At 45.6% G+C, this 14,305-nt stretch carries 15 protein-coding genes; 4 read left to right on the top strand and 11 right to left on the bottom strand.

What is annotated here, in order from left to right; translation table 11 throughout:
* Positions 1 to 289 precede the first annotated feature (289 nt).
* From SFC66_RS10850 to SFC66_RS10875, 6 genes are all read right to left on the bottom strand, one after another.
* Positions 290 to 1,162: a nucleotidyltransferase-like protein gene (locus tag SFC66_RS10850; protein WP_411218745.1), complete on the bottom strand. Its 873-nt coding sequence runs from the start codon at positions 1,160 to 1,162 to the stop codon at positions 290 to 292.
* A 143-nt stretch (positions 1,163 to 1,305) separates the two neighbouring features.
* Positions 1,306 to 1,749 (bottom strand): peroxide-responsive transcriptional repressor PerR, encoded by a 444-nt coding sequence (gene perR / locus SFC66_RS10855; RefSeq protein WP_411218746.1) that lies wholly within the window; start codon positions 1,747 to 1,749, stop codon positions 1,306 to 1,308.
* Positions 1,750 to 1,870: 121 nt separating this feature from the next.
* On the bottom strand, positions 1,871 to 2,416 hold the full coding sequence (locus SFC66_RS10860) for a cob(I)yrinic acid a,c-diamide adenosyltransferase (RefSeq protein ID WP_411218747.1): 546 nt from the start codon (positions 2,414 to 2,416) through the stop codon (positions 1,871 to 1,873).
* A complete protein-coding gene (locus SFC66_RS10865) occupies positions 2,416 to 3,372 on the bottom strand; it encodes a D-2-hydroxyacid dehydrogenase (RefSeq protein ID WP_411218748.1) in 957 nt (318 codons plus the stop codon). The genes SFC66_RS10860 and SFC66_RS10865 overlap by 1 nt, the downstream gene beginning before the upstream one ends.
* A 279-nt stretch (positions 3,373 to 3,651) precedes the next feature.
* Entirely contained in the window at positions 3,652 to 4,122 is a 471-nt protein-coding gene (bcp, locus tag SFC66_RS10870; RefSeq protein ID WP_411218749.1) for a thioredoxin-dependent thiol peroxidase, read from the bottom strand.
* 61 nt (positions 4,123 to 4,183) lie between these two features.
* The gene (locus SFC66_RS10875) at positions 4,184 to 4,609 is read right to left on the bottom strand and encodes a potassium channel family protein (protein WP_411218750.1); all 426 of its coding nucleotides are present in this window, start codon (positions 4,607 to 4,609) and stop codon (positions 4,184 to 4,186) included.
* 126 nt (positions 4,610 to 4,735) lie between these two features.
* Here SFC66_RS10875 and SFC66_RS10880 point away from each other — a divergent pair, with 126 nt between their 5' ends.
* From SFC66_RS10880 to SFC66_RS10890, 3 genes are all read left to right on the top strand, one after another.
* Entirely contained in the window at positions 4,736 to 6,025 is a 1,290-nt protein-coding gene (locus SFC66_RS10880) for a glutamate-1-semialdehyde 2,1-aminomutase (RefSeq protein ID WP_411218751.1), read from the top strand.
* 141 nt (positions 6,026 to 6,166) lie between these two features.
* Positions 6,167 to 7,234 carry an FUSC family protein gene (locus tag SFC66_RS10885; RefSeq protein ID WP_411218752.1) on the top strand — a complete coding sequence of 356 codons (1,068 nt, stop codon included), beginning with the start codon at positions 6,167 to 6,169 and terminating at the stop codon, positions 7,232 to 7,234.
* A gap of 210 nt (positions 7,235 to 7,444) precedes the next feature.
* Positions 7,445 to 8,857, top strand: coding sequence for a hypothetical protein (locus SFC66_RS10890; RefSeq protein ID WP_411218753.1), 1,413 nt, complete (start codon positions 7,445 to 7,447; stop codon positions 8,855 to 8,857).
* Between the two features lie 94 nt (positions 8,858 to 8,951).
* Here the strand turns inward: SFC66_RS10890 and SFC66_RS10895 are convergent, their stop codons facing one another.
* The 4 genes from SFC66_RS10895 to mutY all read right to left on the bottom strand — a co-directional run bounded on the left by SFC66_RS10895 (position 8,952) and on the right by mutY (position 12,934).
* Positions 8,952 to 10,730 carry an ABC transporter ATP-binding protein gene (locus SFC66_RS10895; RefSeq protein WP_411218754.1) on the bottom strand — a complete coding sequence of 593 codons (1,779 nt, stop codon included), beginning with the start codon at positions 10,728 to 10,730 and terminating at the stop codon, positions 8,952 to 8,954.
* Between the two features lie 73 nt (positions 10,731 to 10,803).
* Positions 10,804 to 11,331: a nucleoside tri-diphosphate phosphatase gene (ntdP, locus tag SFC66_RS10900; RefSeq protein ID WP_411218755.1), complete on the bottom strand. Its 528-nt coding sequence runs from the start codon at positions 11,329 to 11,331 to the stop codon at positions 10,804 to 10,806.
* Between the two features lie 184 nt (positions 11,332 to 11,515).
* Entirely contained in the window at positions 11,516 to 11,779 is a 264-nt protein-coding gene (locus tag SFC66_RS10905; protein WP_411219107.1) for a gamma-type small acid-soluble spore protein, read from the bottom strand.
* Between the two features lie 66 nt (positions 11,780 to 11,845).
* Positions 11,846 to 12,934: an A/G-specific adenine glycosylase gene (gene mutY, locus SFC66_RS10910; RefSeq protein ID WP_411219108.1), complete on the bottom strand. Its 1,089-nt coding sequence runs from the start codon at positions 12,932 to 12,934 to the stop codon at positions 11,846 to 11,848.
* A gap of 69 nt (positions 12,935 to 13,003) precedes the next feature.
* Here mutY and SFC66_RS10915 point away from each other — a divergent pair, with 69 nt between their 5' ends.
* Positions 13,004 to 13,999 carry a metal-dependent hydrolase gene (locus SFC66_RS10915; RefSeq protein ID WP_411218756.1) on the top strand — a complete coding sequence of 332 codons (996 nt, stop codon included), beginning with the start codon at positions 13,004 to 13,006 and terminating at the stop codon, positions 13,997 to 13,999.
* A gap of 31 nt (positions 14,000 to 14,030) precedes the next feature.
* On the opposite strand, the gene SFC66_RS10920 is transcribed toward SFC66_RS10915, so the two are convergent.
* Entirely contained in the window at positions 14,031 to 14,294 is a 264-nt protein-coding gene (locus tag SFC66_RS10920) for a YfhJ family protein (protein WP_411218757.1), read from the bottom strand.
* Between the last annotated feature and the right edge of the window lie 11 nt (positions 14,295 to 14,305).

Below are 14,305 nucleotides of genomic sequence, written 5' to 3' on the forward strand. Positions count from 1 at the left end.
GCCGCTCATTTGGCGACTAGAACATCATATCATGTTTCAACTTTCATTGTCAACATGTTTTTTCTTTTCTTTTCGTCAGCCGTTATTGCTCTCTTGGCGACGCATATAAATATAACACGGCACAGAATCACCGTCAATAGATTTTTTATAAAAAAGTTATATCGAACTTTACCTTATAGAAAAGGCTAGAACAGCTTACCATAGATAAAATGCCAGCACCATATATAATAAAGGCTTTCAGAAGAGAATAACCGAAGCTGGACTGCAACTATCCCCCTCCGCCTTTGTATCATAATTCTTTGATTCTATATTCACGATGATACAGTGCTTTGCCTTTTGTCTCCGTCAGCTCTGCTTCTATGATTTCCTTTTCCTCCAGATAATTCAGGAGTGCACTCAAGTCACCAGCATATGCTTCCACTTCCGGTCTGTTTTTCAATTCACCGAAAGTCCATGCCTCATCTTTCATTCGCATGACACGCAGCAGATGCTCTGCTGCGGAGTGGGATCTCGCATTGATGGCTACGTTGACAGCAAGCAGCATAAGCTGCACGCGCTGATCCGTTTCTTCTTTACTTTGAATGAATTCTTCACAAAGCTTATATACTTCTGAATCTATTCTACGCACTTGATTCCAAACGGTTACTTCCGGATGATGTCCTTTTTCGATGATGGACAGTCGAGCCAGATAATGCAAACAGCGGACCATTCGAGTATACGCATCGAGATACTGCCCGCTGTCATGAAGATTCCTCGTTTCAGCATAGGCACTGATCAATTTTGCAAATTCAATCGTCATCTTCAGCTTGCGTTTCTCATAAGGAAAACCGGCCAGTTCTTTTTTTAGATTCTCGATATACTCATTACGATCGAACACGACTTTGCCTTCAAAGATCCATTCAACCGCCCGCCGATATGTACTAGTATCAATCCAATACTGAAGCAGCGACTCCTCGACGATATGCATCGCTGCAATCCTTCCTTCATAACTGTAATGTTTCGTGAACCAAGGTTCGTCAGCCTTCTTGACAATCACCAGTAAAATCACATCAAAATTATCTGTTGTCGGACTTACCGGTCCCGTCTTCTCGATCAGGATGATCCCCAATGTATTCGGCATACTAGCACGTTCTTGATAAATCGGACGAAGAATGTTCTCCAAGGCAATCCCTCCGCTGTAATTCTATATATTTTAGTAGTAATTCAACATATTTCTCCAGAATCCTTTTTTAACTGACAAAAGAAAAGCCTTCATCACAAACGTGATAAAGGCATGTTCCATCTATAGAAAAACTCCGCTCGAGGTTAATGCTTGGTTGTTTGCTGACAATCCGGGCACGTCCCGTATAATTCCAAACGATGATGTGTCACATCGAAGTTTGTAACTTGGGCAGCGAGCTTCTCTACTTCATAAAGACTTGGGTAATGGAAATCGACAATCTTCCCGCATTGATCACAAATCAAGTGATAATGCTCTTCTGTATCACAATCGAATCGGCTGGAGGAATCCCCATAAGTCAACTCCCGCACCAATCCGTTTTCACGGAACACACGAAGATTATTATAGACTGTCGCTACGCTCATATTCGGAAACTTATCCTCCAGCGCTCGATATATATCATCAGCGGTAGGATGGATCTTGGAATTCAGCAAGAACTCAAGCACCGCATGACGCTGTGGTGTAATTCTGACGCCAGATTCTTTTAGTCGCTCCACTGCTGCTTGTAATCTCTGTTCAGACACCGCCATGCACCTCGCTTTCACTTGTAAATAAAACAATCGTCTAAACGATGACTATTATTACATTATACTTCTTCTAAATTGTAAAGGGCACTCCCTGATCTTGTCAATAAAAAACACATTGTTTGCTTTAAATATCCGGGGCAAGCAGTATTTCTTCTGTCTCATGCAGGCGATTAGCAAACCTGGCAGCCACGAAAAGATGATCCGACAAACGGTTGATGAAGCGAATGATATGTTCACTCCGTGTCCCCTCTTCCATCGAAACGATCAATCTTTCGGCACGTCGTACGATTGTCCGCGCTTGATGAAGGGCAGCAGCACTCGGACAGCCTCCCGGCAAGATGAATTGTTTCAATGGGGGAAGTTCTTCTGTCCATCGGTCGACTTCCGACTCCAAGTCAGCTATATGTTTTTCCGTAAGCTTCCATCGCACTTCCTTATCTTGCGGCGTGGCAAGCTCAGCACCTGCATGAAATAACAGTGTCTGCACATGCTCAAGCGATTTACGGAAAGCAACATTTTCCACGGTCATCAGGCTGACTGCTGTCCCGATTGCTGCATTTGCTTCATCCAAAGTGCCGTACGCTTCGACCCGAGGATGGTTTTTAGGCACCCGTGTACCGTAGATAAGAGAGGTTTCACCTTTATCCCCTGTTTTTGTATAAATCTTCATTAGTATCCTCTATCCAAATCAATATTAATTATAAATTGCTTTTCAGCTGTTTCTTCTGTGTAAACGGCTAGGTTCTTGTCGAAGACTTCCATTGCACGTTCTGTGTAGTAAGGTGTATTACCTGCCATATGGGGCGTAACGATAACACGCTCATGATCCCAGAATGGATGATTTTGAGGCAGCGGTTCTTCTTCGAACACATCCAACACAGCTGCCTTGATTTTCCCTTGATTCAGCGCACCCAGCAATACCTCAGTCGCTACTGCGTCTCCCCGTCCCATATTGAGGAATACGGCGTGCTTTGGCATCAAGTCAAAATGCTTCTCTTTATAGAAGTATTTCGTTTCTCTTGTACTTGGCAGGATGGAAATCAAATAATCCGCATAAGGCAGAACCGTTTCGATATCGGTTTGTTTATACGTTTCATCAAAATGCTCTTTAGCAGAGCCGCTTCGGCTGACGCCAATTGTATGCATGCGGAAAGCCTTCCCTAAACGGGCCACTTCCTGACCGATTGCCCCAGCTCCGACGATGACAAGCTTCTTTGCTGTGATCTCATCTATCATCAAATCTTTATCCCACACATGTTCTTCTTGCTTTTTCAAATACTCACGTTCTTTACGTGCTACTGCCAGAATGGACGAGATTGCATATTCCGCCATTTGGATACGGTGAATGCCGTTTGCATTTGTCAGCATGATTCCTTTTTCCGCGATTGTTTGTAAAGGTAAATAATCTACTCCTGCAGAAATGACCATGATCCACTTCAGCTTTTTCGCTGTCTGCAGTGATGCTTCATCGGCTCCATGTCCGTCTGTAACCAATACTTCCGCTTCCTTCACCAATTCCCTTGTTTCTTCCTTGGAAGAACTGAACTGGAATGTCACACCTGGATAAGAGCTTTCGAAATGCCGTTTCAATTTCTCACTTAATTTCACCGCTACAAGGACTTGCATATGTATCCCCTCCAAAAGTGTTTGTTGGTTCTACTCCTACTATAACGTTTTTTCTTTCTCCGCGAGAAGTAACATCCTCCATAAAAAAAGCCCAGGCGTTTTACACCTGAGCCAGTATCATGTAGGGGAGGTTTCATACTGTACTATATGCGCGCAGATTCCACCGGTATATGCGCTTGTCACGATACTTCGGAATTATAAAAGGAGCATAGCTTATTCCATACCGTCCTCCGCCATAACAAAAAAACGACTCAATGCTTATACATTGAGCCGTAAACCTCACTGCAAATTTTCACGAATGAATTGCAGTGCTTCCTCTGTATGTCCGTCTACTTTCACTTTACGGAATTCTTTTTGGAGATTCCCCTCTTTGTCAATGATGAAAGTAGAGCGTTCGATGCCATGGTATTCTTTGCCGAAGTTCTTTTTCAGTTTCCAGCATTCGTAGTCCTCTGCTACAGCATGGTCCACATCTGCAAGCAATAGGAATGGAAGATCGAATTTATTGATGAATTTTTCATGGCTTTCGATTGGGTCCGGGCTGACGCCGATGATGACTGCATCCAAATCAGTGAATTTTTCATGATTATCGCGGAAACTGCATGCTTCTGTCGTGCAGCCTGGTGTATTATCTTTCGGATAAAAATAAAGCACGATGTTCTTTCCTTTGAAGTCCTGCAGCGATACGATATCACCATTTGTCGCTGGCAGGGTGAAGCTAGGTGCTGCTTTGCCAATTTCGGTTGTCATGGATAGGCCTCCTCAGGTTTCTGATATGTCCTAGCGTATCCGATTTCACACACAAGTACAACTAATCTCCTTCACCATTCATTTTCTGCCTGACCACTGTATGCTGCCATACTTTCAGTACAAGTCCGGACGGCAGCAAATAGCCGATCAGCGCCTCTATCAATGCTAGGAAACGACCGACACCAACAGGAATGATATCGCCATAACCGACAGTCAGGAGTGTCACGCCGCTGAAGTAGATGGAGTGCAGCAGCGAACCTGCCAGTGAGGAATCAATCAAGTCCCCGCCTTCTGCAAGGACAATCCCTTCAATAGAAAGGATAAAATAAATCAATCCAAAAGCGAGCATCACACTCACATATAAAAACAACAAAGATAAAAACAAATCAATGGAAAATATCGAGGAGGATTTCACCTCGTGTTTGAAAAATGAATACATACAGCCAACCAAGGCAATGAATATCGCAATCACCAATATAAACAACATGCTCATCCCTCCGCATTATCAGTTTACGAGAGGCATGTCCCAACTATGTCCAGCAAGCCGCATTTTTCGTTGGCACGCGAGCGTGTGCTATACTTAAAGAGAGAAATTAACGGAGGTTTACCTATTATGAATAAGACAAAATCAGAACAATTACATAAAGAAGCACAGGAGCATATCGTCGGTGGTGTGAATTCCCCTTCCCGTTCATTCAAAGCAGTCGGCGGCGGCTCACCTATATATATGGAGAAAGCAGAAGGAGCTTACTTCTGGGATGTGGATGGTAACAAGTACATCGACTTCCTGGCAGCATACGGACCAATCATCACAGGGCATGCGCATCCGCATATTACAGAAGCCATCACCAAAGCTGCCCAAAATGGGGTATTGTACGGAACGCCGACACGTTTGGAAAACCAGTTTGCCCAAATGCTGAAAGAAGCAATCCCTTCCTTGCATAAAGTCCGCTTCACAAACTCCGGTACAGAAGCAGTCATGACGACGATTCGTGTGGCCCGTGCCTATACTGGCCGGAATAAGCTGATCAAGTTTGCCGGTTGCTATCATGGGCATTCGGATCCCGTGCTCGTGGAAGCAGGTTCAGGTCCTTCCACACTTGGAACTCCTGACTCTGCCGGTGTCCCTGCAGCCATTGCAGCAGACATGATCACTGTTCCATTCAACGATCCGGAAGCATTGCACGACGCTTTGGAAAAATGGGGCGATCAGATAGCTGGTATCCTCGTCGAACCGATTGTCGGAAACTTTGGTATCGTAACGCCAGAGCCCGGCTTCCTTGAGAAAGTAAATGAATATGCCCATGCCAAAGGTGCACTTGTCATTTACGATGAAGTCATCACAGCTTTCCGCTTCACTTACGGCAGCGCGCAGCAGCTGCTAGGCGTCGAACCGGATTTGACAGCGATGGGCAAAATCATCGGCGGCGGTCTGCCAATCGGTGCTTATGGCGGTAAAAAAGAAATCATGGATCAAGTAGCTCCTTTAGGTCCTGCATATCAAGCTGGTACAATGGCCGGAAACCCTGCCAGCATGGCAGCAGGTATTGCTTGCCTGGAAGTATTGAAACAGCCAGGTGTGTATGATCGCTTTGAGGAACTGGGCGCTAAACTCGAAGCGGGGATCATCAAGCACGCGGCGGATGCTGGCGTGACGATCACTGTCAATCGCTTGAAAGGTGCACTTGCCGTTTACTTTACGGATGAGAAAGTAACCAATTATGCACAAGCATCTGCCTCTGATGGTGAGAAATTCGCGCAATTCTTCCAGCTGATGCTGGCTCAAGGCATCAATTTGGCTCCTTCTAAGTATGAAGCATGGTTCATCACGACCGCTCACACAGAAGAAGACATCGATCGTACACTGGAAGCGGTAAAAACAAGCTTTGAACAAATGAAATAAGGGTAACCTAAAAGGCATCAGCGTTTTTCGCTGATGCCTTTTTTCTTTTGAAATATTATTCAGTTAATACTTTATTATCTCGGTGCATTCGTGTAACATCATATAGAATAGTTTTCAAGGAAAGATCGGAGGATCCAAGAAATGAAACTTGGTGCCAGAATGCTTAAGACTGGCGTGGCAATCACGATTGCCTTATATGCAGCAACTTGGCTCAACCTGACGCCGGTATTCGCAGCAATTGGCGCTGCATTATCGATGCGGCAGTCTGTTTATCAAACTTATATCGGACTAATGGATCAAGTAAAAGGGAATGTTGTCGGTCTTGTCGTTGCCATTGCAATGTTCTACACATTCGGAACGGAACCTATCATCATCGGCGTCTCGGCTATTTTGACGATCGGGTTATGTGTGAGCTTGAAGATACGGGAAGGTGTCATTGCAATCGTCTCACTCGTTTCCGTCATGGAGAATACAAGCGGCATGGATTTCCTGCCTTTTGCCTTATTGCGATTTTCAACGCTTACATTGGGCATATTATCCGCATTCTTCGTGAACCTTTTCTTCCTTCCGCCTAAGTATGAAGTTGTACTTCTGCAGAAAATCGATCAATTCAGTACAGAGATCCTGCAATGGCTGCGTGTCGCAACCCGCAATTGGTCGGACCAGCCTGCACTGAAGGATGAAATAAGCAGGATCGAATCCGAAATCAAGAAGATTGACGAGATTTATATCCGCTTTAAAGAAGAACGAACGTACACAAAAAAACAAAAGCTGGTAAAAGCCCGCAAGTTGGTCGTCATCCGCCAGCTCATCACAACCTTGAAGCAGTCTCACGGCATACTCAAGGAAGTTTATGAGCTTGGTGAAAAAATGTCAGAGCTTCCGACACGATCAAGCGATACCTTTGTCGAGGAACTCGATAAAGCGATCATGTCACATGAAAAGCTGATTCTCAGCGCCATGGGACGAATCAAGCATCAGCAGGAAGACAGCAATATCCGCGAGACACTTGACCCAGATATACCGGCACTTGTGGACTTGCTCATCCATGTTTTTGAAAACAAAGAGAATAAGGAAAAAATGATCTTCCTTCCGCTCGCATCGCGCCTGATGGAATACCACCGGGAATTGGACAGATTGAAACGGCTATTGAATAGTTACTTGAAGTATCATAATGAAGACTCGACTGTAGTCATGCCGAAAGAATAAGTACATCACGCGCAACAGTGATGTACTTTTTTTATTATGCAGCATTAAAACAAATTCCTATCAAAAAGGATCTCCATCACCAAAGCATCATGATGGAGATCCTTTTTTATACTATTGAATTAGTTGCGCAGATTTGATTCCGTTAAGCAGCACCAGATCCTTCCCCCTTACATAGGCTATGGCACATGATCAGATGAAGGAGGAACCTGCTTGACCGACTTGACGATGGCTCATTGGATGTATCTGGCAGGAACACTTTTGATTATTTTAACAATGCTTATTCGCCAGAATGTGTTGGTACCTGCATTAGTGATGACGTTCTTAGTGGGTTGGACATACTCGGGATCACTTGTGGAGGGGCTGCAGGCAACTTTCAGCGCAAGTTTGACAGCTGCTTCGGAACTATTCAATATCTTCTTGATCATTACCATCATGACTGCACTCTTGCAGTCTTTGAAAGCAATTCAGGCTGATGAACGGATGATTCGCCCTTTCGGCTATATCATGACAAACGGTCATACGTCCTTTTGGGTACTGGCATTCATCACCTACTGTATTTCCCTATTCTTTTGGCCTACACCTGCAGTGCCGCTTGTTGGTGCAATTCTGCTCCCAGTTGCTATCAAAGCAGGGCTGCCGCCACTGGCGACTGGTGTGGCAATGGCGATTGCCGGTCAAGGGATGGCGCTTTCTGCTGACTATGTCATTAAAATCGCACCGATGCTGAGCGCTTCGGCAGCTGGTGTAGAAACTGCCGAGGTGGCAGACAAAGCGCTTATATTATCGCTTATTACTGGTATCACAGCCTTGCTGCTCGCATACTTCCGCATTCGAAAAAAAATCACTTCGCCTTCCATTGCACATCTGGAAAAATGGAATGGGAACGAAGCGTCCAGTGAAGCTCACACAGAAAAAAACACGAAGCTCAGTATCTTATTTGCGATTCTGGTGCCCGCGGTCTTTCTTGTTGTCGTCATCTACATGGCATATACAGCTTTCAGCAATACCGCGTCTCTTGAGGGCGGGGCCGGTGCTGCTTTAATCGGTGGTGCGGCTATCCTTCTCATGATCGCCGCAGCGATCGCGTACAATTGGAAACAGTCTTTGCATAATGTGAGTGAGCACTTGATAGATGGCTTCACCTTTGCTTTTCGGGCAATGGGACCAGTCATTCCGATTGCAGGTTTCTTCTTTTTGGGAAGCGGCGAGATATCAGCCCGGATATTCGGTCTGGAAGATGCTGCTGAGGCTCCTTCCTTTCTCTTTGATTTAGTTGAGGCTGGTCAGCATTATATTCCGGAGAATCCGATTTTCGCCGGATTCGGTTTACTGATAGTCGGTATGGTAACTGGGCTGGACGGTTCAGGTTTTTCCGGGCTTCCTCTCGTCGGAGCCCTCTCGGGTGCCCTCGCACCCGCTGTCGGCATGGATGCCTCAACACTTGCAGCAATCGGGCAAATGGGAGCGGTTTGGGTTGGCGGCGGCACATTGATCGCCTGGTCCTCCATTGTCGCGATTGCCGGGTTCGCACGAGTGCCGGTGATGGAATTAGTGCGGCAATGTTTTTTACCAGTCATTATCGGACTTTTGCTTTCTACTACATTTGGAATTTGGTTATTGTGATAAAAGCAGTCTCTCAATCTTCTATTTAAAGATCCATGACAAATCAAATGAGACATCACAAAAAAGGATAGATAAACAGGTCCTCCCTGTCCATCTATCCTTTTTCTGTTGTGCGCAATGTTCCAGAATCTTCATCCAAATGCTGTATCTGATACAGATTGAAGTAATTGCCTTGAAGAGCCATCAAATCGACATGCGAACCTTGTTCGACGATTTCACCATTTTGCACGACGACGATTCGGTCTGCATGCGTAATCGTTGCCAGGCGATGGGCTACGATGAAGGTCGTCCGGTCTGCTGCCAGCTTCTCGAACGCTTCCTGGATCAAATGTTCACTTTCCAAATCGAGTGCCGATGTTGCTTCATCAAGAATGAGGATCGGCGGATTTTTCAAGAAGATACGGGCAATGGCGATCCGCTGTTTTTGTCCTCCGGATAACTTGACGCCGCGTTCTCCCACAAGTGTTTCATATCCCTCCGGCAGATTCTCGATAAAGTCATGGGCGTTGGCCGCTTTGGCCGCTGCCACTACTTCTTCATGTGTAGCTTCGGGTCTGCCGAGTTTTATATTCATTTCGACGGATTCACTGAACAGGATATTATCCTGCAGCACCATCCCGATCTTATCCCGCAAAGAACGTGACTGTACATCACGGATATCGGTCCCATCAATGGTGATGCGGCCATTTGATACATCGTAGAACCGCGGAATGAGACTGACGATGGTCGACTTTCCTCCACCGCTCATTCCGACAAAAGCGATGGTCTCTCCTTGTTTGACATCAAGCGAGATGTCTTTTAGTACAAGTTCTTCTCCCTCACTGTAGCGGAAAGAAACATTTTCAAATGATACATTTCCATCTACTTTTGTCATTTTCGCTGCTGCAGGTTTATCTTCAATATCGTATTTTTCATCAATGAATTCGAAGACCCGGTCCATGGATGCGACTGCTTGCGTCAATGTTGTCGATGAATTCACCAGTCGGCGGAGCGGGCTGTACACACGATCCATGAATCCGGCAAAAGCAACCATCGTACCCAATGTCAGATTTCCTTGGATGACTTCATAAGCAGCGTACCCGATGACAAGCAGCGGAGCCAAATCAGTGATTGTATTTGTCACAGCGAATGTTTTGGCATTCCAGGTTGTGTGCTCGATGGCACTATCGAGGAAGTTGCGGTTTTGCGTATCAAACAGTTTTTGTTCATAGTCCTCCAGCGCAAAACTCCGCGTCACCGGGATGCCTTGCACCCGTTCATGCAGATGTCCTTGCACTTCTGCCAAAGCTTGCGAACGTTTCCTCGTCAAACTGCGGAGACGCTCATAAAAATACTTGATGGCCACACCATATACAGGGAACAAGACAATCGCCACCAATGTGAGCGATACATCCATTGTGAACATGATGGCGACCGCAATGGCGATCGTGGCCAAATCAAGCCACACATTCATCAGACCCGTCATGATGAAATTTTTTGTCTGTTCGACATCGTTGATCACACGGGAAATGATTTCTCCGGTTTTCGTTTGGGAATAAAAGCGAAGGCTCAGACGCTGAATGTGATCGAACAGCTGATTCCGGATGTCATAGAGCACCCGGTTCCCTGTCCATTGCGCCAAATATTGCCGGTAATATTCGATTGGCGGACGTAAAATGAGAAAGACAATCAACGAACCGCCCAGCAGCCAGAATAGCCGATGCAGCTTGTCAGCTGTAGACATATCCGCATTGACGACATGGTCGACAACATACCCTAAGATAAGCGGAATCAGCAATGGTATCGCGAATTTCACGACACCGATTATAATAGTAAAAATAATTTTCCATTTATACGGTTTCACAAAATGTAAATACCGTCTCGTACTGCTCAACACATATCACCTCTCTGTTGTGCACAATGATAAATCCCTGCCGCTTCCGGCAAGGATCCATAGCTTATGTTATTTATCTGTAGGTTAGGAACAGCTCATACCATGTATCGATGAAATCAGGGGAAAACGGCCCTTTTCCTTGTCTGATCCAACTGATCAGAATATCGACTTGACTCCATAGTATTCGTTCGATTTCGGGCGGATAATTCATTTGTCGCTTGTGTACATTGAATTCATCCTCATCCAGCAGTGTAAACGTCATATCAGGATATATCTTGATATCCAGATCATAATCGATATACTTCAGCGCCTCCCCATCATATACATACGGAGAACTGATATTGCAATAATAATAAATACCATCAGTGCGCAGCATACCGATTATATTGAACCAGTGCTTCGCATGGAAATAAACAATGGCTGGTTCTCGAGTGATCCATGTCCGACCGTCGCTTTCTGTGACCATCGTCCGGTCATTGGCACCGATCAGAACTTCTGCTGTGCTCTTCAATACCGTGCTGCTTTCCCAAACCCGATGGAGCTGGCCGTTATGTTTGTAGCTGTGTATCTGAATTTTCGTTCCTGCCTCTGGGCCAGCCATGCGAATCTTCCTTCCTTTGTTATTGTCCTATATGTAAAACGTTTCTTTTTATTATAAAGATATTTCAGACACAATGGAAATGAAAAACGCTGATTCTTGCCCAGACATCGACAAAAGAGCCCCCCAGCGTGCGCTGAAGGGCTCCGTTCGTACGAAAGTAACAATTCAGACAATATCCGTCTTTTTACTTACGGGACTGTTGGTTTTGCTGCTGAACTTGCTGTACATCCGTCTCAGAAGCAAATTCAGTTCCAAATGATTGGCTGGAACCGCCTTTTGCTTTCTGACGAGACTGCTGGTTCTGCTGTTGAACCTGCTGTACGTCTGTTTCAGAAGCAAACTCAGTTCCGAATGATTGGCCGGAACCGCCTTGACGAGACTGCTGGTTTTGTTGTTTTACGTGGTTTACATCAGTACCAGATTGAGTCTTTTTGTTCATCGTTATCACCTCCGCCACATTACTATCTCCAGAATGTGACGTTGTTATCCAAAAAAGATGAAAAAGCCTTAGACTTCAATCCTGCACATGTATTTGCTGCAAGATTTTCTGGTGCGGAACAGGGAAAGGATAGTCATTGATATCTGTCAGCGCAACGAACCGGCCATTCTCGGCTGCATCATCTTTCGTTTTGGCACGCAAGACAATCAGCTCCCAAATGATATGGGAAAAGATGTGCCGGACAGGCTGTAGCGTCTCTTCCAGCGTGATTTTCATCCCGTATTCGAGCTGAAACCAGTACGCTAACTGCTCCAGGGAAACGTCGCTTGCATCAACCATCGGAAATTGCCATAAATTCGCAAGCAGCCCTTCCTCAGGTCTTTTCTCGATGAGTACTTCGCCTTGTTCATTTTCGACGATGACAGAAAGATAAGGTATCGTCTTTTGCTTTTTGCCTTTTGACTTGATTGGCAGTTCTTCTTGCAGACCTTGCTGGTACGCAGCACAATGCTCCTGTACAGGACATAACATGCAAGCGGGCTTTTTCGGTGTGCAAATCAAGGCTCCAAGCTCCATCATGCCTTGATTGAAAGATGACGGATCATCTTTGGAAATCATTTTCCCGACTGCCGCTTCAAAGATCTTCCTCGCTTTAGGCTTGGCAATATCTTCTGTGATCAGCAGGATCCTCGATAAAACCCGCATCACATTGCCATCGACGGCTGGCTGCGGGATTCCGTAAGCAATACTTAAAATGGCGCCTTTTGTATACGGACCGACACCTTTGAGTTTTCCAAGTTGCTCTACATCATCCGGCACCTTACCAGCATGGATCTCGGCCACCTCACGGACTGCAGTTTGAAGATTTCTGGCCCGGGAATAGTATCCTAAGCCTTCCCATGCTTTTAAAACGTCTTGCTCGTCGGCTTCGGCCAATGCCTGTATGGTCGGGAATCGTTCCATGAATCGATGGAAATAAGGGATCACCGTATCCACTTTTGTCTGCTGGAGCATGATTTCCGATACCCATATCCGGTACGGATCCCGATTTTCACGCCATGGCAGCGATCGTTTTTCCTGCTGGAACCAATTAATTAAATCATTCTGAAATAAATCTATCGAAAAATGCTGAAACTTAACATGTAGATCGTCTAATTGCAAAATCACTCACACTCCGTGTTACAATATTAAATGTATTAGGTGGTTTGGTTTCATCAGAAGGAGGACACATCCATGGACACTGGTACCCATATTGTCATGGGGATAGCCCTCGGAGGGCTGGCCACACTTGATCCTGTAGTTCACCAAGATCCTGTTTTATTCAATGCCGTGCTTGCGGGCACGATCCTTGGTTCACAGGCACCCGATTTTGATACAGTACTGAAATTACGAAACAATGCTTCTTATTTACGAAATCACCGGGGAATCACGCATTCAATCCCCGCTGTCATACTGTGGGGATTGGCGATTTCCCTGCTGCTGTTTGTGCTGGAACCGCAAGTCAATTATCTGCATCTATGGCTGTGGACATTCGGCGCTGTCGTATTGCACGTATTCGTCGATGTATTCAACGCTTACGGCACACAGGCTTATCGGCCTTTCACCAGAAGATGGGTCGCATACGGGTTCATCAACACATTTGACCCCTTCATCTTTACGATGCATCTGATCGGTATCGGACTTTGGCTGATTGGCTTGGAGCCTGGTCCGACTTTCATCGTCATTTACGGTATTCTTGTCTTGTACTATCTGAAGCGTTACTGGGATAAGCGTCGGATCATAAAACAAGTGAAAGCAAAGATTCCCGACGCGCAGATCATTGCCACTTCCCCGACGATGAAGCAGGCATTCTGGCGTGTTGCCATAACGGCACCAGATCGTTTTTACGTCGGCAAAGTGGAGAACTGGCAGCTTCGCATCATCGATGAATTCGAAAGAAAGCCATTGCCTGACAGCAAGCTGATGGCAGTGGCCAGGGAAGATAAGAATATTGCGGCTTTCTTAAGCTTTTCTCCTGTGTTCACATGGGAAGTCAATTTGTATGATGATTTCACCGAGCTGCGACTGATCGATTTGCGTTATCACAACAGTGCACAGCATTATCCATTCAAGGCAGTCGTACAAATCGATGATAATCATCAAGTGATGAGCTCCTACACCGGCTGGATTTTTTCAGAACAGAAGCTGCAGCGGAAACTCGTCACCGATGACAATCCATCCGCATTATAAAACCTGGAGATATGCAGTCTCCAGGTTTTTTTCATTGTTGTCGGCGTTGCTTGAATAAATAGTGATATTTTGGATTTCGTTCCAAAAACTCATCCAGCCTCGGTCCATAATGCTGTATCCACTGGCGCACGATTGATTCTGTCATATCCTGCCCTTGATATTTACGTCCGGCCTTGGCACGGGTTGCTTCAAAATCCTCCCATAGGATTTCGACCCATGTCCGGGACTCATCCATTGTCAGACGCTCGTTTTGCTGCTGCAAAAGTGCCGCAAGCTCACGGAATTTATTTTCCATCCATTCTTCTT

The organism is Terribacillus saccharophilus, assembly GCF_046592895.1.
Classification (GTDB): domain Bacteria; phylum Bacillota; class Bacilli; order Bacillales; family Amphibacillaceae; genus Terribacillus; species Terribacillus saccharophilus_D.

Excerpts from the sequence above, each read along its gene's own strand:
- perR (WP_411218746.1), bottom strand. The coding sequence starts at position 1,749 with ATGGCGGTGTCTGAACAGAGATTACAAGCAGCAGTGGAGCGACTAAAA.
- SFC66_RS10860 (WP_411218747.1), bottom strand. The coding sequence starts at position 2,416 with ATGAAGATTTATACAAAAACAGGGGATAAAGGTGAAACCTCTCTTATC.
- SFC66_RS10865 (WP_411218748.1), bottom strand. The coding sequence starts at position 3,372 with ATGCAAGTCCTTGTAGCGGTGAAATTAAGTGAGAAATTGAAACGGCAT.
- bcp (WP_411218749.1), bottom strand. The coding sequence starts at position 4,122 with ATGACAACCGAAATTGGCAAAGCAGCACCTAGCTTCACCCTGCCAGCG.
- SFC66_RS10875 (WP_411218750.1), bottom strand. The coding sequence starts at position 4,609 with ATGTTGTTTATATTGGTGATTGCGATATTCATTGCCTTGGTTGGCTGT.
- SFC66_RS10880 (WP_411218751.1), top strand. The coding sequence starts at position 4,736 with ATGAATAAGACAAAATCAGAACAATTACATAAAGAAGCACAGGAGCAT.
- SFC66_RS10885 (WP_411218752.1), top strand. The coding sequence starts at position 6,167 with ATGAAACTTGGTGCCAGAATGCTTAAGACTGGCGTGGCAATCACGATT.
- ntdP (WP_411218755.1), bottom strand. The coding sequence starts at position 11,331 with ATGGCTGGCCCAGAGGCAGGAACGAAAATTCAGATACACAGCTACAAA.
- SFC66_RS10915 (WP_411218756.1), top strand. The coding sequence starts at position 13,004 with ATGGACACTGGTACCCATATTGTCATGGGGATAGCCCTCGGAGGGCTG.
- SFC66_RS10920 (WP_411218757.1), bottom strand. The coding sequence starts at position 14,294 with ATGGAAAATAAATTCCGTGAGCTTGCGGCACTTTTGCAGCAGCAAAAC.